The 19,255-nt window shown below is 68.6% G+C and carries 17 protein-coding genes; 12 read left to right on the top strand and 5 right to left on the bottom strand.

Going from position 1 to position 19,255, the window contains the following annotated elements; all coding sequences use genetic code 11:
- Nucleotides 1–24 precede the first annotated feature (24 nt).
- Together ACM26W_RS13930 and rsgA are read right to left on the bottom strand one after the other, a co-directional pair.
- Nucleotides 25–858 (bottom strand): sulfurtransferase, encoded by an 834-nt coding sequence (locus ACM26W_RS13930; RefSeq protein WP_416137573.1) that lies wholly within the window; start codon nt 856–858, stop codon nt 25–27.
- A gap of 29 nt (nt 859–887) precedes the next feature.
- Nucleotides 888–1,916, bottom strand: coding sequence for a small ribosomal subunit biogenesis GTPase RsgA (gene rsgA / locus ACM26W_RS13925; protein ID WP_416137572.1), 1,029 nt, complete (start codon nt 1,914–1,916; stop codon nt 888–890).
- Between the two features lie 85 nt (nt 1,917–2,001).
- Between rsgA and orn the strand changes: the two genes are divergently transcribed.
- Entirely contained in the window at nt 2,002–2,604 is a 603-nt protein-coding gene (gene orn, locus ACM26W_RS13920) for an oligoribonuclease (RefSeq protein ID WP_416137571.1), read from the top strand.
- A 3-nt stretch (nt 2,605–2,607) separates the two neighbouring features.
- Here the strand turns inward: orn and queG are convergent, their stop codons facing one another.
- Nucleotides 2,608–3,711, bottom strand: a complete 1,104-nt coding sequence (gene queG / locus ACM26W_RS13915) for a tRNA epoxyqueuosine(34) reductase QueG (RefSeq protein ID WP_416137570.1) — start codon at nt 3,709–3,711, stop codon at nt 2,608–2,610.
- Nucleotides 3,712–3,824: 113 nt separating this feature from the next.
- Between queG and ACM26W_RS13910 the strand changes: the two genes are divergently transcribed.
- From ACM26W_RS13910 to ACM26W_RS13860, 11 genes are all read left to right on the top strand, one after another.
- Nucleotides 3,825–5,375, top strand: coding sequence for an NAD(P)H-hydrate dehydratase (locus tag ACM26W_RS13910; RefSeq protein WP_416137569.1), 1,551 nt, complete (start codon nt 3,825–3,827; stop codon nt 5,373–5,375).
- The gene (tsaE, locus tag ACM26W_RS13905; RefSeq protein ID WP_416137568.1) at nt 5,356–5,874 is read left to right on the top strand and encodes a tRNA (adenosine(37)-N6)-threonylcarbamoyltransferase complex ATPase subunit type 1 TsaE; all 519 of its coding nucleotides are present in this window, start codon (nt 5,356–5,358) and stop codon (nt 5,872–5,874) included. Before ACM26W_RS13910 ends, tsaE begins: the two co-directional genes overlap by 20 nt.
- Nucleotides 5,871–7,316 carry an N-acetylmuramoyl-L-alanine amidase gene (locus ACM26W_RS13900; protein ID WP_416137567.1) on the top strand — a complete coding sequence of 482 codons (1,446 nt, stop codon included), beginning with the start codon at nt 5,871–5,873 and terminating at the stop codon, nt 7,314–7,316. The genes tsaE and ACM26W_RS13900 overlap by 4 nt, the downstream gene beginning before the upstream one ends.
- A 20-nt stretch (nt 7,317–7,336) precedes the next feature.
- Nucleotides 7,337–9,295: a DNA mismatch repair endonuclease MutL gene (mutL, locus tag ACM26W_RS13895; RefSeq protein WP_416137566.1), complete on the top strand. Its 1,959-nt coding sequence runs from the start codon at nt 7,337–7,339 to the stop codon at nt 9,293–9,295.
- 4 nt (nt 9,296–9,299) lie between these two features.
- A complete protein-coding gene (gene miaA / locus ACM26W_RS13890) occupies nt 9,300–10,238 on the top strand; it encodes a tRNA (adenosine(37)-N6)-dimethylallyltransferase MiaA (RefSeq protein WP_416137565.1) in 939 nt (312 codons plus the stop codon).
- A 122-nt stretch (nt 10,239–10,360) separates the two neighbouring features.
- Nucleotides 10,361–10,609, top strand: coding sequence for an RNA chaperone Hfq (gene hfq / locus ACM26W_RS13885; RefSeq protein WP_416137564.1), 249 nt, complete (start codon nt 10,361–10,363; stop codon nt 10,607–10,609).
- A gap of 8 nt (nt 10,610–10,617) precedes the next feature.
- Nucleotides 10,618–11,946, top strand: a complete 1,329-nt coding sequence (hflX, locus tag ACM26W_RS13880) for a ribosome rescue GTPase HflX (protein WP_416137563.1) — start codon at nt 10,618–10,620, stop codon at nt 11,944–11,946.
- A 134-nt stretch (nt 11,947–12,080) separates the two neighbouring features.
- Nucleotides 12,081–13,325 carry an FtsH protease activity modulator HflK gene (gene hflK / locus ACM26W_RS13875; RefSeq protein ID WP_416137562.1) on the top strand — a complete coding sequence of 415 codons (1,245 nt, stop codon included), beginning with the start codon at nt 12,081–12,083 and terminating at the stop codon, nt 13,323–13,325.
- Nucleotides 13,326–14,210 (top strand): protease modulator HflC, encoded by an 885-nt coding sequence (gene hflC / locus ACM26W_RS13870; RefSeq protein ID WP_416137561.1) that lies wholly within the window; start codon nt 13,326–13,328, stop codon nt 14,208–14,210.
- Nucleotides 14,211–14,400: 190 nt separating this feature from the next.
- Nucleotides 14,401–15,576, top strand: coding sequence for an ATP phosphoribosyltransferase regulatory subunit (locus ACM26W_RS13865; RefSeq protein ID WP_416137560.1), 1,176 nt, complete (start codon nt 14,401–14,403; stop codon nt 15,574–15,576).
- A 61-nt stretch (nt 15,577–15,637) separates the two neighbouring features.
- Nucleotides 15,638–16,933 (top strand): adenylosuccinate synthase, encoded by a 1,296-nt coding sequence (locus ACM26W_RS13860; protein WP_416137559.1) that lies wholly within the window; start codon nt 15,638–15,640, stop codon nt 16,931–16,933.
- Between the two features lie 95 nt (nt 16,934–17,028).
- Here the strand turns inward: ACM26W_RS13860 and cobO are convergent, their stop codons facing one another.
- Nucleotides 17,029–17,628, bottom strand: coding sequence for a cob(I)yrinic acid a,c-diamide adenosyltransferase (gene cobO, locus ACM26W_RS13855; RefSeq protein ID WP_416137558.1), 600 nt, complete (start codon nt 17,626–17,628; stop codon nt 17,029–17,031).
- A 64-nt stretch (nt 17,629–17,692) separates the two neighbouring features.
- Complete coding sequence (locus tag ACM26W_RS13850) at nt 17,693–19,189, bottom strand: RimK family protein (RefSeq protein WP_416137557.1); 1,497 nt, start codon at nt 19,187–19,189, stop codon at nt 17,693–17,695.
- Between the last annotated feature and the right edge of the window lie 66 nt (nt 19,190–19,255).

The raw sequence follows: 19,255 nt of genomic DNA, 5'->3' as shown, positions 1-19,255 counted from the left end.
AGCTTCCAGCTTCCAGCTTCCAGCTTACGGCTTTTCTATCGGGGTATCGTCGCGGTTGCCCCACTCCTTCCAGGAGCCGGCATAGCCGCGGATCTTCTCGAAGCCCAGCGCGCGGCCCACCAGCCAGGTGAAGCCGCTGCGGTGGTGGCTCTGGCAGTGGGTGGCGACCTCCATGTCCGGGGTCAGGCCCAGTGCCTCCAATTCGGTGATCAGCTCGGCGTAGTCGCGGATGCGCAGGCCGCGCTCCGGGTCCATGGCCCGGGTCCACTCCATGTTCACCGCGCCCGGAATATGGCCCAGCTGCTTGTTCGCCCCCTTTTCGCCGCGGTACTCCTCGGGCGAGCGGGCATCCCAGATGGCGAAGCCCTTCTCGCCCAGGCGCTCGGTAAGCTCGACGCGGTCGATGGCCACCTCGGGGTGGAGGATCTCCGCCTCGTAGTCGCTGGGCGTCGGGGCGGTGGGCTCGCTGGACACCGCCAAGCCGTCCTGGCGCCAGGCGTAGATGCCGCCGTTGAGGTAGGAGTAGCGGCTATGGCCGATCAGCTCGAGGGTCCACAGCAGCCGGCCGGCCCAGCCGCCGCCCTCGTCGTCATAGGCCACCACGTGGGTGTCGCGGGTCAGACCCAGCTCGCTGAACAGCGTCGAGAGCTGCTCCACCGTCGGCTCCAGGCAGGGCACCTCGCCCGAGCCGCGCATCAGCCGGCCCTTGTCGAGGAAGAGGGCGCCGGGCACGTGGCCCTCGGCGTAGCTCTCGGCCTTGAGCGACACGTCGATGATCAGAAGTGACGGGGCATCCAGGTGCTCGGCGAGCTGTTCAGGCTCGATGATCAGCGGCAGCAGGTTGGCTTCGGAACTCATGAGACTCTCCTATCCTTGTTCGCCTTTCCCTATTCGAGCGAGTCGAGGATTCGGCGATAGCTGGCAAAGCGTTCGGTGTGAATGTCGCCGCGCTCCAGTGCCTCCAGTAGCGCACAACCCGGCTCCTGGCGGTGGCGGCAGTCGCGGAAACGGCAGTGCCCGAGCAGGTTACGGAACTCGATGAAGCCCTCGGCGACCTGCTGCTCGTCGAGGTGGCCGAGGCCGAACTCGCGGATCCCTGGCGAGTCGATCAGCTCGGCCTCCACGGCACTCGGCAGTACATAGAGGCGCGCGGTGGTGGTGGTGTGCGTGCCCTTGCGACTGTCCTTGGACAGCGCGCCGATGCGCAGTTCCTCGTCGGGCAGCAGGCGGTCGATCAGCGACGACTTGCCCACGCCGCTCTGGCCCACGAACACCGAGGTACGCCCGGCCAGCCGAGCGTGCAGGGCGTCGAGACCGTCCTCGCGCTCGGTGGTGGAGGCCACCACCGGGTAGCCCAGCGCCTCGTAGCGATGCAGCAGCGCCATCAGCTCACCGCCGCCGTGGGGCAGCAGGTCGATCTTGTTGAGTACCAGCACCGGAGCGATGCCGGTGGCCTCGGCGGCCACCAGGTAACGATCGATCAGGTTGGGGTGGGGCTCGGGCTCCACGGCAAACACGATCAGGATCTGGTCGATATTGGCCGCTACCGGCTTGAGCTGGCCGCGTGCATCGGGGCGCTCCAGCACGCTCGTCCGCTCGCCGCTGGCCACCACCACGCCTTCCACGATGGCGCCCGCGGCATCCTGGCGGCCACGCCAGATCACCCGGTCTCCGGTGACCAGGCCCTCCAGGTTGGCGCGCAGGTGGCAGCGCACCGCCTCGTCGCTCCCCTCCGGGCGAACATCCAGGGTGCGTCCGAAGTGGGCAACGACTCGGCCGGGTTGCTCGGCCCCGTACTCGCCGGCGGCCAGCTTCTCGCTGTCCTTGTCGTCGAGTCGGGTGGCCCGAGCGGCCCGTTCGGCCTGGATCTTCTCGATGCGCCAGCGCTGCTGGCGGTTCAACTTGCGTTTGCTCATGGCACCCTGAAGGTCGTTACAATGGTGGTCATTGTACTCACCCAGGGTGCCCGCTGTCGCGAGCCGCGCCATGTAAGGAACTTAGATGAGCAAGAGCAACGAACCCCAGGATCCGCGCAAGAACCGCCTGGTATGGATCGACCTGGAGATGACCGGGCTCGACCCGAACCGCGAGCGGATCATCGAGGTGGCCACCCTGGTCACCGACGCCGAGCTCAACGTCGTCGCCGAGGGCCCGGTGATCGCGGTCAAGCAGCCCGACAGCCTGCTCGACGCCATGGACGCCTGGTGCACGAAGACCCACGGCGAATCCGGTCTGACCGCGCGGGTCAAGGCGAGCGTGATCGACACCGCCGAGGCCGAGCGGCGGACGCTTGCGTTCCTGCGCGAGCACGTGGAGCCCGGCACCTCGCCCATGTGCGGCAACAGCGTGCACCAGGACCGCCGCTTCCTTGAGCGGGAGATGCCTGAGCTGCTGGCCTTCTTCCACTACCGCAACCTGGATGTCTCCACCCTCAAGGAACTGGCGAAGCGCTGGAACCCCGGCGCCATGGCGGGCTTCCAGAAGCGCAACGTGCACCTGGCCATGGAAGACATCAAGGAGTCCATCGCCGAGCTGGCCCACTACCGCGCTACCTTCCTGCGCCTGCCGGGTGACCGGACTTCGTCCGGAGCTTCCAGCTTCTAGCTTCTAGCTTCTAGCTATGGTGTTCTGGCGCTTCTCCCGCTGGCGCGCCAGCGCCCAGCGCACGTGCTCGCGAACCAGGTCGGAGGGGTAGGGCAGGCGCGCCCACAGGGCGGCCTCCACCGCCTCGCTCCAGGGCGCGTTGCCGAGCCCTACCGCCAGGTTGCGCAGCCAGCGCTCGTAGCCGATGCGGCGGGTCGGGCTGCCGGCGGTCTTCTCCAGGAACTCCTCCTCGCCCCAGGCGAACAGCGAGAGCAGGCTGGCGCGGTCCAGGTCGTGGCGCGGCGCGAAGTCGGGTTCTCGCGTCACCCGCGTGAAGCGGGTGAAGGGGCAGACCAGCTGGCAGTCGTCGCAGCCGAACACCCGGTTGCCCATGGCCTCGCGATAGCGCTCGGGAATGGCGCCGTGAAGCTCGATGGTGAGATAGGAGATGCAGGCCCGGGCGTCCACTACCCGATCCTCGACGATGGCGCCGGTGGGGCAGGCCGTGCGACAGGCGCTGCAGCTGCCGCAGTGCTCGCCCTCGAAGGGGGCGTCCACCGGCAGCGGCAGGTCGGTGTAGAGCTCGCCCAGGAAGAACAGCGAGCCCGCCTTGGGATTCAGCAGCATCGCGTTCTTGCCGAACCAGCCGAGCCCCGCCTTGCGCGCCAGGGCTCGTTCCATCACCGGGGCGGAGTCGACGAAGGCGCGATAGCCGATCGGGCCTACCTCGGCCTCGATCCACTGGGCGAGCGTCGCCAGGCGCTTGCGCATCAGCTTGTGGTAGTCGCGCCCGGTAGCATAGCGCGAGACGTAGGCGCGCTCGGGCTGGCCCAGCACCTTGGCGGTCTCTACCTCGGCGGGCAGGTAGTCCAGCCGCACGCTGATTACCCGCAGGGTGCCGGGCACCAGCTCAGCGGGGCGAGTGCGCTTGGTGCCGTGTTTGGCCATGAAGCCCATCTCGCCGTGGTGGCCGGCCGCCAGCCAGCGCGCCAGGCGCGCCTCGTCCTCGGCCAGGTCGACGTCGGTGATGCCGAGCTGCTGGAAGCCCAGCTCACGCCCCCAGGCCTTGATGCGCTCGGCCAGCGTGTGGAGGTCGGTGGCGTCGTCGTGGGCAGACGAGGAAGGCATGATCGCGGAAACACCGTGCAGGGGGCTGGCATCACTTGGCGCCGGCCGCGGAGGCTTTACACTGTTCGTTGAACCATCGCCATGGTAAAGCATTGCGCCCAGGGAGACATCGCATGGCCGACGCTGCTGCTCGATTCGCACCACCGCTGCATCCGCTCTATCGCGCCGAGCAGGTGCGCGAGCTCGACCGGCGCACCATCGCCGGTGGCATTGCCGGCTTCGCCCTGATGCAGCGGGCCTCGGCCGCCGCCTGGCAGCTGCTGCGCCGGCGTTTCCCGCGGGTTCGCTCGCTGACGGTGCTGTGCGGCGCCGGCAACAACGGCGGTGATGGCCACGTGCTCGCCGCCCTGGCCGCCGCGGAGGGTCTTGCCGTGCAGCGCATCCTGCTCAAGGGCATCGATGAGTTGACGGGGGACGCTCGCCTGGCCGCCGACATGGCCACGGCGGCCGGCGTCGGCGCCGAGCCCTGGGCAGCGGGCAGGGTGCTGGAGGGAGAACTGCTGGTGGATGCCCTGCTCGGGACGGGACTCACCGGCGAGGTGCGCGGCGCCTTCCGTGAGGCCATCGCGGCCATCAATGCCTCGGGCCGGCCGGTGCTGGCCATCGACATTCCCTCGGGGCTGGACGCCGATACCGGCGCGGTGCTGGGGGAGGTGGTGTGTGCCACGGCGACGGTGACCTTCATCGGCGACAAGCTGGGGCTGCATACCGGTGCGGCGGCGGATCACGTCGGCGAGCTCCATTTCTGCGCGCTGGGCGTGGGCGCGGAGGTGGAAACCGACCTGGTACCGGCGGCCCGATTGCTGGAGGCGCGGCTGATCGAGGCCTGGTTGCCATCGCGGCGGCGTGCCGCCCACAAGGGCGACTGCGGCCATGCGCTGATTCTGGGTGGAGCCCCCGGTTTCGGCGGGGCGGCGCTGCTCGCCGCCGAGGCGAGTGCGCGGCTGGGCGCCGGCAAGGTGAGCCTGGCCACCGCGCCGGAGCACGTCACCGCCAGCCTGGTGCGCCGCCCGGAGGTGATGGCCCACGGCGTGCGCGGGGCCACCGACCTCGGCGAGCTGCCCAGCCGTGCCGATGTGCTGGTGGTGGGCCCGGGGCTGGGGCAGGGCAGCTGGGGGCAGGCCATGCTGCAGGCGGCGCTGGTCGCCGGCCGGCCGCTGGTGGTGGATGCCGACGGCCTCAACCTGCTGGCGACGCGCTTCCCGGGCCTGCGCCGTGACGATGCGCGCCGCGACGATTGGATTCTCACGCCGCATCCGGGAGAGGCCGCCCGGCTGCTCGGGTGTTCGGCCGCCGAGGTGGAGGCGGATCGCCCCGCGGCGGCCCTGGCGCTGCGAGAGCGCTGGGGCGGAGTGGTGGTGCTCAAGGGCGCCGGCACCCTGGTGGCAGGCCCTTCGGGGCTCGTTGTCTGCCCCTTCGGCAACCCCGGCATGGCCAGCGGCGGCATGGGTGATGCACTCTCCGGCATGCTCGGCGCGCTGCTGGCCCAGGGATTGCCGCTGGAGGCCGCCGCCTGGCTGGGGGTGCTGGTGCATGCCCGGGCCGCCGACCTGGCAGCCTGCGACGCCGGGGAGCGTGGTTTGCTGGCCGGTGATCTGGCATCCTATGCGCGAATTCTGGTCAATCCGACGATGGGCGGGGACGATGCTGCTGCGACTCGATGATGAAGCCCGTCAGGTGGCTCTGGGCGAATGCCTGGGGCGGGCCCTGGAGGGGCGTGGGCTGGTCTATCTCGAGGGCCAGCTGGGCGCCGGCAAGACCACTCTGGCCCGCGGCGTGCTGCGGGCCTACGGCTACCTTGGGGCGGTGAAGAGTCCCACCTATACGCTGGTGGAGCCTTACGCACTGGACGGTGTGCGGGTCCACCACTTCGACCTCTATCGACTGGGCGACCCCGAGGAGTTGGAGTTCATCGGTGGCCGCGACCTGCTCGCCGGGGATGCCCTGTGCCTCATCGAGTGGCCCGGCCAGGGCGAGGGCTGGCTCCCCGAACCCGACCTGAGCGTATCGCTGGCGCTGGCCGGGACGGGGCGCGAGGCTCGGCTCGAGGCCCGGAGCCCCCGCGGCGAGCAGGTGCTGGCCAGGCTGGCGGCCATGCCCGAACTGGCCGCCTGCCGCCTGATGGATCCTGACGATGCCAGGGAGGGCGAGGCAGCACGATGAACAAGTGGCTCATTCGCGGCCTGCTGGCCGCCACCCTGCTGTGGTTTCCCCTGGCGGACCTCCAGGCTGCCCAGGTAGAGAACGTGCGCCTGTGGGCGGCACCGGACCACGCCCGCCTGGTGTTTGACCTCGCCTCACCGACCCAGGCCAATATCTTTGCGCTCGATAACCCGCGGCGCCTGGTGATCGATCTGGATGATAGCCGCATGGCCGCGGACCTGGCCGGCATCGACCTCGGCGGCAGCGCCATCAGCCGCATTCGCTCCGGGGTGCGAGACGGCAGTGGCCTGCGCGTGGTGCTTGAGCTCGAGCGCGAGGTGGAGCCCCGCCACTTCAGCCTGGCGCCCAACGATCAGTACGGCCATCGCCTGGTGGTGGACCTCGAGTACCCCGGTGAGAGCGCCGTGCAGGACCCGATCGATCCCATCGAGGCGATGATCCGCGAGCAGGAGATCGCCGCCAACCGCCCTCGCGTCGAGTCGGGCGGCGCGCCCGCCCAGGTGACGCCGGAGCCGGCGGTGGCCCTGCAGAAGGCACAGCCGCACCCCCGGCGCGATATCATCATCGCCATCGACCCCGGCCACGGCGGTGAGGACCCTGGCGCCATTGGCCCCAACGGCACCCGTGAGAAGGACGTGGTGATGGAGATTTCCAGGCGACTGCAGCGGCTGGTGGATGAGGCCGAGGGTTTTCGTGCGGTGATGATCCGCGACGGCGACTACTACATCGGCCTGCGTCAGCGCACCCAGATCGCCCGGGAGCAGAAGGCCGACTTCTTCGTCTCCATCCACGCCGACGCCTTCACCAGCCCGCGCCCCAACGGCAGCTCGGTCTATGCGCTCTCCCAGCGCGGCGCCACCTCCGAGACCGCCCAGTGGCTGGCGGCCAGCGAAAACCGCGCCGACCTGATCGGCGGGGTGGACGGCAACCTCTCCCTCCGGGACAAGGACGAGGTGCTGCGAGGCGTGCTGCTCGACCTGACCATGACCGCCACCCTCAACGACTCCCTCTCCATCGGTGGCCAGGTGCTCGACCAGCTGGGACGCGTCAATCGCCTCCACCGCAGTCGGGTGGAGCAGGCCGGCTTCATGGTGCTCAAGTCGCCGGATATCCCGTCGCTGCTGATCGAGACCGGCTTCATCTCCAACCCGGACGAGGAGCGCCGGCTGCGCGATTCCAGCCATCAGCAGAGCCTGGCCCGGGCGATGTTCTCGGGGCTGCAGGATCACTTCCGGCGCAATCCCCCCCCGGCCAGCCTGCTGGCATGGCAGCGCGACAACAATCGCAGTACCGGCGGCAACGAATACCGCATCCAGCCTGGCGATACGCTCTCGCAGATTGCCGTCCGACATAACGTCTCCACGGATCGACTCAAGCAGGCCAACGAGCTCAATGGCGACGTGATACGCGTGGGACAGGTACTGCGCATTCCGCGAACCTGAATCGAATGGCAGGGAGTGACATGAGCGAACCGCGCCCTATCCGGGTCCTCGACCCGCGACTGGCCAACCAGATCGCCGCCGGCGAGGTGGTGGAGCGTCCCTCCTCGGTGGTCAAGGAGCTGGTCGAGAATGCCATCGATGCCGGCAGTCGCCGCATCGAGGTGGAGCTCGAGGCCGGGGGTACCCGTCTGATCCGCGTGCGCGACGACGGCAGCGGAATCGGCGAGGAGGACCTGCCGCTGGCGCTATCGCGTCACGCTACCAGCAAGATCGTCTCCCTGGAGGAGCTGGAAGGAGTGGCGAGCCTGGGGTTCCGTGGCGAGGCGCTGGCCTCCATCAGCTCGGTATCGCGCCTGGAGCTGGTCTCCAACGCTGCCGAGGACCCCACCGCCGGCTGGCGAGTGGTGGCCGAGGGGCGCAATATGGAGCCTCGAGTCTCGCCGGCGCCCCACTCTCGCGGCACCTCGGTGACGGTGCGCGACCTCTTCTTCAATACCCCGGCGCGGCGCAAGTTTCTACGCATGGAGAAGACCGAGTTCGGCCACGTGGAGGAGGCCTTCCGCCGCCAGGCGCTTTCCCGCTACGACATCGGCTGGACCCTGCGCCATAACCAGAAGACCCTCCACCAGCTGCGCCCCGGGGATGACCAGGGCTCCCGGGAGCGGCGCATCGCCGCACTGCTCGGCAAGGCGTTCCTGGAGAACGCCCTGCACCTGGACCTCGAGGCCTCGGGGCTGCGGCTGTGGGGCTGGGTCGGCCTCCCAACTCACTCCCGGGCCCAGGCCGACCAGCAGTATTTCTTCGTCAACGGCCGGGTAGTGCGCGACCGGCTGGTGGCCCACGCGGTCCGCCAGGCCTATCGCGACGTGTTGTTCAGCGGCCGCCACCCGGTGTTCGTGCTCTACCTGGAGGTGGATCCGGCGGTGGTGGACGTCAACGTCCATCCTACCAAGCACGAGGTGCGCTTTCGCGACGGTCGCCTGGTCCACGACTTCCTCTTCTCCAGCCTGCATCGCGCTCTGGGAGAAGCTCGGGCCGGCCATCCGGGGGCCGGCCACCCGGGGGCCGGCGCGGAGGAGGAGGCGCCTCAGGCCTCGCCCGCCGAGCTGCAGCGGGTGGCCGAAAGCGCCGGCCGCTGGCAGCAGCAGCCCATGGCGCTGCCGGGCCGTGACGACGAGGGTGGCAAGGTGACGCCCGATAGGGTGCGGGCCTTTATGGAGGGCTATCGGGCGCTGCACCCGAGCCATGAGGAGAGCCTGCTCACGCCCCAGCCGGCGGCTCCGGTGGCCGATGGCTCCGGGGTGGGGGGCACCGCCGCCGGGGTGGCCCTGGCCGAGCGTCAGGCCGGGCAGGCTGCGCGACGGACGCCGCTGCCCGAACAGGATGACACCCGCGCGCCACCGCTGGGCTACGCCATCGCCCAGCTCCATGGCGTCTACATCCTCGCCCAGAGCGAGCGCGGCCTGATCCTGGTGGACATGCATGCCGCCCACGAGCGCATCGTCTACGAGCGCATGAAGACCCAGGTGCATGGCGGGCGTCTCGATGCCCAGCCGCTGCTGGTGCCGGTGTCACTCGCCGCCAGCCCCGCCGAGGTGGCCACCGCCGAGGCCGAGCGCGAGGCCTTCGCCCGCTTCGGCGTGGAGCTGGACGTGGCCGGCCCCGAGACCCTACTGGTCCGCCAGCTGCCGGTGTTGCTCGCTGACGCCGACGTCGAGCCGCTGATCCGCGACATGCTCGGCGACCTGGAGCGCTACGGACGCTCCGACCGCCTCGAGGCCCACGTCAACGAGCTGCTTTCCACCATGGCCTGCCACGGCAGCGTGCGCGCCAACCGCCAGCTGACCCAGGCGGAGATGAACGCCCTGCTGCGCGACATGGAGCGCACCGAGCGCAGCGGCCAGTGCAACCACGGCCGGCCCACCTGGACCGAAATGAGCATGAAGGAGCTGGACCGCCTCTTCATGAGGGGGCAGTAGCTCGATGCCAGACACCCGTCCGCCCGCCATTCTGCTGGTAGGCCCCACCGCCGCCGGCAAGACCGATCTCGCCATCGCGCTCCACGAGCGCCTGGGCGTCGAGCTGATCAGCGTCGACTCGGCCATGGTCTACCGCGGCATGGACATCGGCAGCGCCAAGCCTTCCCCGGAGGAGCGGGCCCGCGCTCCCCATCGACTGATCGACATTCGCGATCCCGCCGAGCCCTATTCGGCGGCGGAGTTCCGCGAGGACGCCCTGCGCGAGATGCGCGAGATCTCGGCCGCCGGCCGCGTGCCCCTGCTGGTGGGCGGCACCATGATGTACCTTCGCCAGCTGCTGCACGGGGTGGCCAACCTGCCCAGCTCGGATCCGGCCGTGCGCGCCGATCTGGAGGCCGAGGCCGAGGCGCAGGGGCTCGCGGCGCTGCACGAGGCGCTCGCCCGAGTCGATCCGGCCTCGGCGGCCCGCATCCACCCCAACGATCCCCAGCGGCTGATGCGGGCCCTGGAGGTCCATCGGCTGAGCGGCCGGCCGCTCAGCGAGCTATGGGCCGAACAGCGCCCGGAAACCTTTCCCTGGCGCACGCTGTCCATAGGGCTCGCTCCGGTGGATCGTTGCGTGCTTCATCAGCGGATTGCACGGCGCTTCGATGCCATGCTCGAGGGCGGTTTCATCGAGGAGGTGGTGGCGCTGCGCGCCCGCGGCGACCTGTCGCCGGAGTTGCCATCGATGAAGAGTGTCGGCTATCGCCAGGTCTGGGCCTATCTCGAGGGCAACGTCGATCTCGAGACCCTGCGCCACCGCGGCATCGTCGCCACTCGGCAGCTGGCCAAGCGCCAGCTGACCTGGATGCGCAGCTGGGAGCAGCTCGAGTGGGTCGACAGCCTGGGGGGCGACCCCCTGGGGGAGATGCTGAAACTCGTGCGCGATTTCGGCACTTAGCGTAAGATACGCCATTCACAAGCCGGGTAGCCGGCCCGTCGCGGCCCAGGCCATGCCAGTGTGGCAACAGCAGCACACCACGATACAACGTCAACCCCAGAGACAATGTCAGGGAGAGCAACATGTCCAAAGGGCAGTCCCTTCAAGATCCGTACCTGAACATCCTGCGCAAGGAGCGCATCCCGGTATCGATTTTCCTGGTCAACGGCATCAAGCTGCAGGGTCAGATCGAGTCCTTCGACCAGTTCGTCATCCTGCTGCGCAACACCGTCAGCCAGATGGTCTACAAGCACGCCATCTCCACCGTGGTGCCGTCGCGCAATGTGCGACTGCCAGTCCAGGACCCTGCCGAGCCGCAGGACAACCAGTGAGGTAGTGATTGTTTTTCGAACGTCCCGACGCCGGTGAAACGGCCGTCCTCGTCCATGTGGACTTCCAGGACGAACAGAAACGCGAGGATGCGGGTGAGTTCCTCGAGCTCGTTCGCTCCGCCGGCGCCGTGCCGGCCACCCTGCTGACCGGTAGCCGCCAGCGGCCGGACCCGCGAACCTTCGTGGGTTCCGGCAAGCTGGAGGAGCTGCGCGAGGCGAAGGAGGTGCACGGCGCCGAGCTGGTGATCTTCAACCACGCCCTGGGCCCCTCCCAGGAGCGCAACCTCGAGCGTGAGCTCAAGTGCCGGGTGCTCGACCGTACCGGCCTGATCCTCGATATCTTCGCCCAGCGGGCGCGTACCCATGAGGGCAAGCTCCAGGTGGAGCTCGCCCAGCTGGAGTACATGTCGACCCGCCTGGTGCGTGGCTGGACCCACCTGGAGCGCCAGAAGGGCGGTATCGGTCTGCGCGGTCCCGGCGAGACCCAGCTGGAGACCGATCGCCGCCTGCTGCGCGCACGCATCAAGGCGATCCACAAGCGCCTCGACAAGGTGCGTAGTCAGCGCGAGCAGAACCGTCGCTCCCGGGCCCGAGCCGAGATCCCCAGCGTCTCCCTGGTGGGCTACACCAACGCGGGCAAGTCAACGCTGTTCAACGCGCTGACCTCCTCCGAGGTCTATGCGGCCGACCAGCTCTTCGCTACCCTCGACCCGACGCTGCGGCGCCTGGAGATCGAGGACGTGGGCCCGGTGGTGCTGGCCGATACGGTCGGCTTCATTCGCCACCTGCCCCACAAGTTGGTGCAGGCGTTCCGTGCCACCCTGCAGGAGGCCGCCGAGGCGACCCTGCTGGTGCACGTGATCGACGCCGCCGATCCGGATCGTGAACTCAATGTGCAGCAGGTCGAGCTGGTGCTCGACGAGATCGGTGCCCTCGAGGTGCCGATACTCAAGGTGATGAACAAGATCGACCTGCTCGACAGTGCGCCGCGTATCGAGCGTGACGGCGATGGGCGCCCCGAGGTGGTGTGGCTCTCGGCGCAGGAGGGCAGGGGGCTGGACCTGCTGGCCCAGGCCCTGGCCGAGCGGCTCGCTGACGACGTCCTCGATTTTTCCCTCACGCTGGCGCCGGAGCAGGGCCGGCTGCGGGCTGCCCTTCACGAGCTTGGCGCGGTGCGCGACGAGGCCTTCGACGAACAGGGTGACACCCGATTGCAGGTGCGCCTGCCGCGTCGCGACTTCCTTCAACTGATGTCGCGGCTCGACGAGAGCGCCGATGATTATCTTCCCGAGGTCCTGCATGATCGCGAAGCCTGGGAAGAGCAAGGGGCAGGCTAGGTTCGGGCAGACGATAACAACGACGACACGGACGACGGGCGCCACCGTCCTGCAAGGAGGGGCGCCGACAGGATCGCAACCGAAGCCTCGGCCGGCTCGCTGGCGGGGGCGGCAACACATAGTGGAGAAGACCTATGGCCTGGAATGAGCCTGGTGGTGGCAACCAGCACGACCCCTGGAGCGGTGGTGGCCGTCGCGGCGGCAATGGAGGCGGAGGCAATGGTGGCGGCGGCGGTAACCGCGGCGGCAACCAGGGCCCTCCCGACCTCGATGAGGCCCTGAAGAAGTTTCAGGAAAAGCTCAACGGCATGCTCGGCGGCCGCGGTGGCAAGGGTGGCGGCGGCAAGGGTGGCAAGGGCGGCGGCGGCAAGCCGCGCAACGTCTTCGCCCTGCCGGGTCTGCTGATCGTGGTGGCGCTGGCGATCTGGGCGGCCACCGGCTTCTACCTGGTCGACCAGTCCGAGCGCGGTGTGGTGCTGCGCTTCGGAAAGTTCCAGGAAGTGGTCAGCCCCGGCCTGCACTGGAACCCGCCGCTGATCGACGACGTGCGCATGGTCAACGTGACCCGCGTGCGCTCGCTGACCCAGACCCAGGCAATGCTGACCCGTGACGAGAATATCGTCGAAGTCGAGATCTCGGCCCAGTATCAGGTCGCCGATCCCCGCGACTTCGTGCTTAACGTGCGCAACCCGCAGCTGTCCATCGAGAATGCGCTGGACTCCGCGCTGCGTCACGTGGTCGGTGGCACCGACATGATCGAGATCCTGACCTCCGGTCGTGAGATCCTCGGCAGCTCGGTTCGCAGCCGCCTGCAGTCCTACCTGGACAGCTACGGTACCGGGATCAGCCTGCAGACCATCAACATCGAGTCCACCACCGCGCCAGGACCCGTCATCGACGCCTTCGACGACGTGATTCGGGCCCGCGAGGATCGCCAGCGGACCATCAACCAGGGCATGGCCTACGCCAATGCCATCATCCCCGAGGCTCAGGGTCAGGCCCAGCGCCTGGTCGAACAGGGCCAGGGGTATCGTGAATCGGTAGTGGCCGAGGCGCGTGGTCAGGCCAACCGCTTCAACGCGCTGCTCTCCCAGTACCAGAACTCCCCGGCGATCATGCGAGAGCGTCTCTACCTGGATGCCATCGCCGAGATCTTCGGCAGCACGCCCAAGGTGCTGGTCGACGTCGCCGACGACAGCCCGCTGATGTACCTGCCGCTTGACCAGATGGGCAACGGCGGTAGCGGCGGTTCGTCCTCCGGCGAACGCCTGGGCGAGCAGGGTGAGCTCGACCCCCGAGTGCTGGAACGCCTGCGTTCCGGCCAGACGACTTCTGGCACGAGCAGCAATACCGGTGGAATCCGCAGGGAGGGCCGCTAAATGATCAATAATCGTTCCCTGCTCATTGTCGGCGGCCTGGCCGCCGTGGCCTGGCTGGCCAGCAACAGCCTCTACGTGGTCGACGAGACCGAGCGGGCCGTCAAGCTGCGCTTCGGTGAGGTCATCGAAGAGAACATTCAGCCTGGCCTGCACTTCAAGGTTCCGGTTACCCAGACCATCCGCAAGTTCGATACCCGGGTGCTGACGCTGGACACCGATACCAGCCGCTACCTGACCCTCGAGCAGAAGGCGGTGATCGTCGACTCCTACGTCAAGTGGCAGGTGGTCAACCCGACCCGCTACTACGAGGCCACCGCCGGCGACGAGATGATGGCGATCCGCCTGATCCAGCCGCGGGTCGACGAGAGCCTGCGTAACGAGTTCGGCCGACTGGATCTCCAGCAGATCATCGCCGAGCGCCGCGACGACCTGATGATCGGACCGACCCAGGATCTCGATGCCCTGCTGCGCGAGGAGCTCGGTGTTGCCATCGTCGATGTGCGCGTCAAGCGGATCGACCTGCCCGATGACGTCTCCGCCGCGGTCTTCGAGCGCATGCGCTCCGAGCGCGAGAGGGAGGCCCGTGAGTGGCGTGCCCAGGGTCAGGAGGAGTCCGAGCGTATCCGTGCCAACGCCGACCGTCGTCGCCAGGTGCTGTTGGCCCAGGCTACCGAGCGGGCCGAGACCCTCCGTGGTGAGGGCGACGCCGAGGCTGCGGGGATCTTCTCGGAGTCCTACTCCCGGGATCAGGAGTTCTTCGCCTTCTGGCGCAGCCTGAACGCCTACCGCGAGAGCTTCCAGGGCGATGGCAACATGCTGGTGCTGGATCCCTCCAGCGACTTCTTCCGCTACCTGAAGAGCGCGGTGCCTTCCAACGGCGAGTGAGCGTGACAAGCGCCGGGGTTCATCCCCGGCGCAAACGTGGTAGACTCCTGCAACCGGGCGTGGCCCGGTTTTTTTGTGGCCGTCTATCTTGTTGCGGTCTATCGCAGGCCTTGTCGCGCGAAGACGCTCGCCGTTGCCTCGGCTCGAGCGTCTGTCTTACGGCCATTCACTGCCTTGCAGGATGATTTACATGACCATCGCTGACCGCTGGCTGCTGCCCGACGGCATGGACGAAGTGCTGCCGCCTCAGGCGAGCCGCATGGAGGAGCTGCGCCGCGCGCTGCTCGACCTCTACCATCGCTGGGGCTACGACCAGGTAATGCCGCCGACGGCGGAGTTTCTCGACTCCCTGCTGACCGGTACCGGCTCCGACCTGGCCCTTCAGACCTTCAAGCTTACCGACCAGCTCACCGGGCGCATGATGGGCGTCAGCGCCGATGTCACCCCTCAGGTGGCGCGCATGGACGCCCACTCGCTGAAGCGCCAGGGGCCGGTGCGGCTCTGCTACTGCACCAATGTGCTGCGCGCCACCGCCGACCAGCATCAGAGCGGTCGTAGTCCCGTTCAGGTTGGCGTGGAGCTGTTCGGCCACGCCGGCATCGAGGCGGATCTGGAGATCCTGCATCTGGCGCTGGCCAGCCTCGCCGCCGCTGGCGCCGACGAGATTCACCTGGCACTGGGCCATATCGGTATCTACCGTAGCCTGGTCGAGGCGGCCGGGCTCGAGGGTGACGCCGAGCGTGCCCTGTTCGAGGCACTGGAGCTCAAGAGCCCCGGTGAGCTGGCCGAGCGGGTGGCGCTGAGCGTCGAGGACCCGGCCCTGGCCGAGATGTTCCTGGCCCTGGGCCGTCTGCACGGCGGCGCCGAGGTGCTGGAGCAGGCCCGCGAGGCCTTCGCCGAGGCACCGGCTGCGGTGGGGGCGGCGCTGGATCAGCTGCGGGCCCTGCACCACGGCGTGCTGGCCAGCCACTCCGAAGTGGCGCTCTACTTCGACCTGGGAGAGCTGCGCGGCTACGCCTACCATACCGGCATGATGTTCGCCGCTTATGTGCCCGGCTACGGCCAGGCGCTGGCCAAGGGCGGCCGCTACGACGACACCGGGCGCGCCTTCGGTCGCGCCCGGCCGGCTACTGGCTACTCCATGGACCTCAAGCTGCTGGCGGGGCTGACTCCCTCGGAGCCCCCCCGCGACGGCATCTGGGCGCCGGCCGAGGGCGAAGGGCTGCACGAGGCCGTGGTGGCCCTGCGGGCGAAGGGCCAGCGGGTGGTGCAGGCGCTGCCGGGGCAGCGCACCGGGCCGGTCGAGCATCGCTGCGACCGCGAGCTGGTGTTCCACGATGGCCACTGGCACGCCGTGGCACTGTAGACTGGGTTAAACCTTGGGCGCGACGGCCTGCCGCCGCGCGGCAACGAGAGACGAGAGAGCAATGGGCAAGAACGTAGTGGTACTGGGCACCCAGTGGGGTGACGAGGGCAAGGGCAAGGTCGTCGACCTGCTGACCGAATCCGCCGCCGCTGTGGTGCGCTTCCAGGGCGGGCACAACGCCGGCCACACCCTGGTGATCGACGGCGAGAAGACCGTCCTGCACCTGATCCCTTCCGGCATCCTGCGCAAGGACAAGGTGTGCGTGATCGGCAACGGCGTGGTGCTCTCGCCCGAGGCGCTGATCAAGGAGATTCGCGAGCTGGAGGCCAAGGGCGTGCCGGTCCGTGATCGCCTGCGCCTGTCGCCGGCCTGCCCGCTGATCCTTCCCTACCACGTGCGCCTCGACCAGGCCCGCGAGAAGGCCCGCGGCGTAGCCAAGATCGGCACCACCGGTCGCGGCATCGGTCCCGCCTACGAGGACAAGGTAGCCCGCCGCGGCCTGCGCCTGGGCGATATGCAGCACCGCGAGCGTTTCGCTTCCAAGCTCGGTGAGGTGCTCGACTACCACAATTTCGTGCTGGTCAACTATCACGGCGAGCCGCCGGTCGACTTCCAGCAGGTGCTGGACGAGGCCATGGAGATGGCCGAGGAGCTGCGTCCCATGGTCTGCGACACCGTGGGCCTGGTCCACGACTACCGCAAGGCGGGCGAGAATATCCTCTTCGAGGGCGCCCAGGGCTCGCTGCTGGACATCGATCACGGCACCTACCCCTTCGTGACCAGTTCCAACACCACCGCCGGCGGCACCGCCACCGGCTCCGGTGTCGGCCCGCTCTACCTGGACTACGTGCTGGGCATCACCAAGGCCTACACCACCCGGGTCGGCTCCGGCCCGTTCCCCACCGAGCTGTTCGATGATCACGGCCGTCACCTGGCCGAGCGCGGCCATGAGTTCGGCGCTACCACCGGTCGTCCGCGCCGCTGCGGCTGGTTCGACGCCGTGGCCCTGCGCCACGCCGTGCAGATCAACTCGGTCTCCGGCATCTGCCTGACCAAGCTCGACGTGCTCGACGGCCTGGAGAACATCCGCGTCTGCGTGGGCTATCGCAGCAAGGATGGCGAGGTGCTCGATACGCCGGTGGACTCCGAGGGCTATGAGGCCATCGAGCCGCTCTACGAGGACCTGCCGGGCTGGAGCGAGTCGACCCTGGGCGCCCGGCGCGTCGATGACCTGCCGGCCAACGCGCGCGCCTACATCAGCTACCTGGAGGAGAAGGTGGGCGTCAGCATCGACATCATCTCCACCGGTCCGGATCGCAACGAGACCATCGTGCTGCGTAACCCCTTCGAGGGCTGATCGCCAGGCTCGGTAACAGAAAGACTCGGTAACTGAAAGGCCCCGCAGATGCGGGGCCTTTCTCGTGGCAGCTTAAGCAAGCAGCAGCGTAAGACTCAGAAGTCGATGCCGCGGCGCGCCTGCACGCCCGAGTTGAAGGCGTGGCGCACCTCCTGCATCTCGGTGACGGTATCGGCCATGGTCGTCAGCTCACGGTGCGCGTTGCGGCCGGTGACGATCACGCTCTGCTCCGGCGGGCGGTTCTCGATGGCGCGCTTCACCGTCTCGATGTCCAGGTAACCGAACTTGAGCATGTAGGTGAGCTCGTCGAGTACCACCAGGTAGACCTCGGGGTCGGCCAGCAGGCGCTCCGCCTCCACCCATACCCTCTGACAGGCAGCGGTATCGGCCTCGCGATTCTGGGTCTCCCAGGTGAAGCCGGTGGCCATGATGGCCACCTCAAGGTTGGGATCCTCGACCAGCCTTTCGCGCTCGCCGCATTCCCACAGGCCCTTGATGAACTGCACCACTCCGACCTTGTAGCCGTAGCCCAAGGCGCGGGTCACGGTGCCCCAGGCGGCGGTGGTCTTGCCCTTGCCGTTGCCGGTGAAGACCAGCAGCAGGCCGCGCTGCTCGGTGGCGGCGGCGACCTTCTCGTCGACGTGGTCCTTGAGCTTCTGCATCGACTGCTTGTGGCGGGTGTCGCGATCGTTCATCGGGGCTCCGTATCTGTACAGGGTTTGTCCAATCACGACAGCTTACGCGAGCCGGGGTGTTGCGTCAGCCACCCTGGCCCACCCGTGTCTCCATGCGCGCCAGGAACACCGCCATGATGCGCTCATAGAGGGCGCGGCCGAGCACCGCATCCTCGATGCCGGCGTCCACGTTGGGGTTGTCGTTGACCTCGATCACCACCACCCGCTCGCCGGCCTGCTTGAGGTCGACCCCGTAGAAGCCGTTGCCGATCAGTCGGCACGCCTTGAGCGCTGCCTTGATCACTGCCGGCGGCGCCTCGGCCGGATCGTGGGTGGTAAAGCCGCCGCTCTTCACTCGGTCGCCTGAGTGGTCATAGATCTGCCAGTGGCCGCGGGCCATGTAGTAGCGGCTGGCGAACAGCACCTGGCCGTCGAGCACGCCGATGCGCCAGTCGTATTCGGTGGGCAGCCACTCCTGGAGCAGCAGCAGGGCAGAGTCGCGGAACAGGCGCGCGGTCTCGCGCTCGAGGTGGGCCTTGTCGGTTACCTTGACCACCCCGCGGGAGAAGGCGCCGTCGGGCACCTTGAGCACCAGCGGGAAGGCGAGGTGGCCGAGGCGCTCGGCCAGGGACCGACGGTCGCCGCGCTGCAACAGCACGCCCTCCGGTGCCGGCACCCCGCGTGCGCGCAGCAGGGCGTGAAGGTAGACCTTGTTGGTGCAGCGCAGGATGTCCCGGGGCGAGTCGATCACCACCAGCCCCTCGTGTTCGGCGCGCCGTGCCATGCGATAGGTGTGGTGGTCCAGCGCCGTGGTCTCTCGGATGAACAGGCCATCGAATTCGGCCAGCCGGCCGGCGTCGCGGCGGGTGATCAGCGACACATCGATGCCCTGTTTGCGCCCGGCGCGGATGAACGCCTTGAGCGCCCCGCGGTTACTGGGTGGTAGCCCCTCCTTCGGGTCGACCAGGATCGCCAGATCGAAGCGATAGCGGCGCCGCGCCTTGGGGGTGCGCCACACCTGGCGCGAGTGGCGGTTCAGGGCGCTGGCGAACAGGTCCTGCTCGTCGGCGGCCAGGTCGCGCAGGCGCAGCGGCCGCAGGCGTGCCAACCGCCACAGGTCGTGGCGACGCACCAGCCGAGCCTCCAGCAGCGGACAGGGCAGGCGCTCGAACAGCTTGCGCGCAAGCCGCGCCAGGGCCGGTTCCCGGCACTCGCCGAACAGCAGGCGCAGGGTCAGGGTGTCGCCGGGCAGGGCGCCGTCGCGGGCCAGCTCGCCGAGCAGCGGTGTCAGGGTGTCCAGTTGCAGGTCGATCAGCGCCTTGCGCGACAGTTCGTTGAGCGTTTCCACCGTGGGCAGCACCCGCTGGCCGCGAGCCTGGGCCAGCAGCGAGACGTAGTAGCCGCTGTCGAGATAGTCCAGCTCGCCGCACAGGTTGAGCACATGGGTGGTGCGGTCCTGCTCCTCGCTTGCCCGGTGGCGGCGATCCTGGGCCAGGAAGTCGGCGGCGGTGATGAGGTCCTCGGAGGGGTAGTAGGGCTGCCAGTCGTCGAGGCGGTCGACGACGATACGCAAGGGACACATGGGGCGCTTTCCGGACAGGAGAGGAGGGGGAAGACAACGCGCCCAGCATGCGCCAGGGCGTGCCGA

It is taken from the genome of Halomonas sp. HK25 (genome assembly GCF_047795635.1).
Taxonomy (GTDB): domain Bacteria; phylum Pseudomonadota; class Gammaproteobacteria; order Pseudomonadales; family Halomonadaceae; genus Halomonas.
Note: the sequence above shows the minus strand (reverse complement) of the source record. Positions and strands in the feature narration are given on the sequence as shown.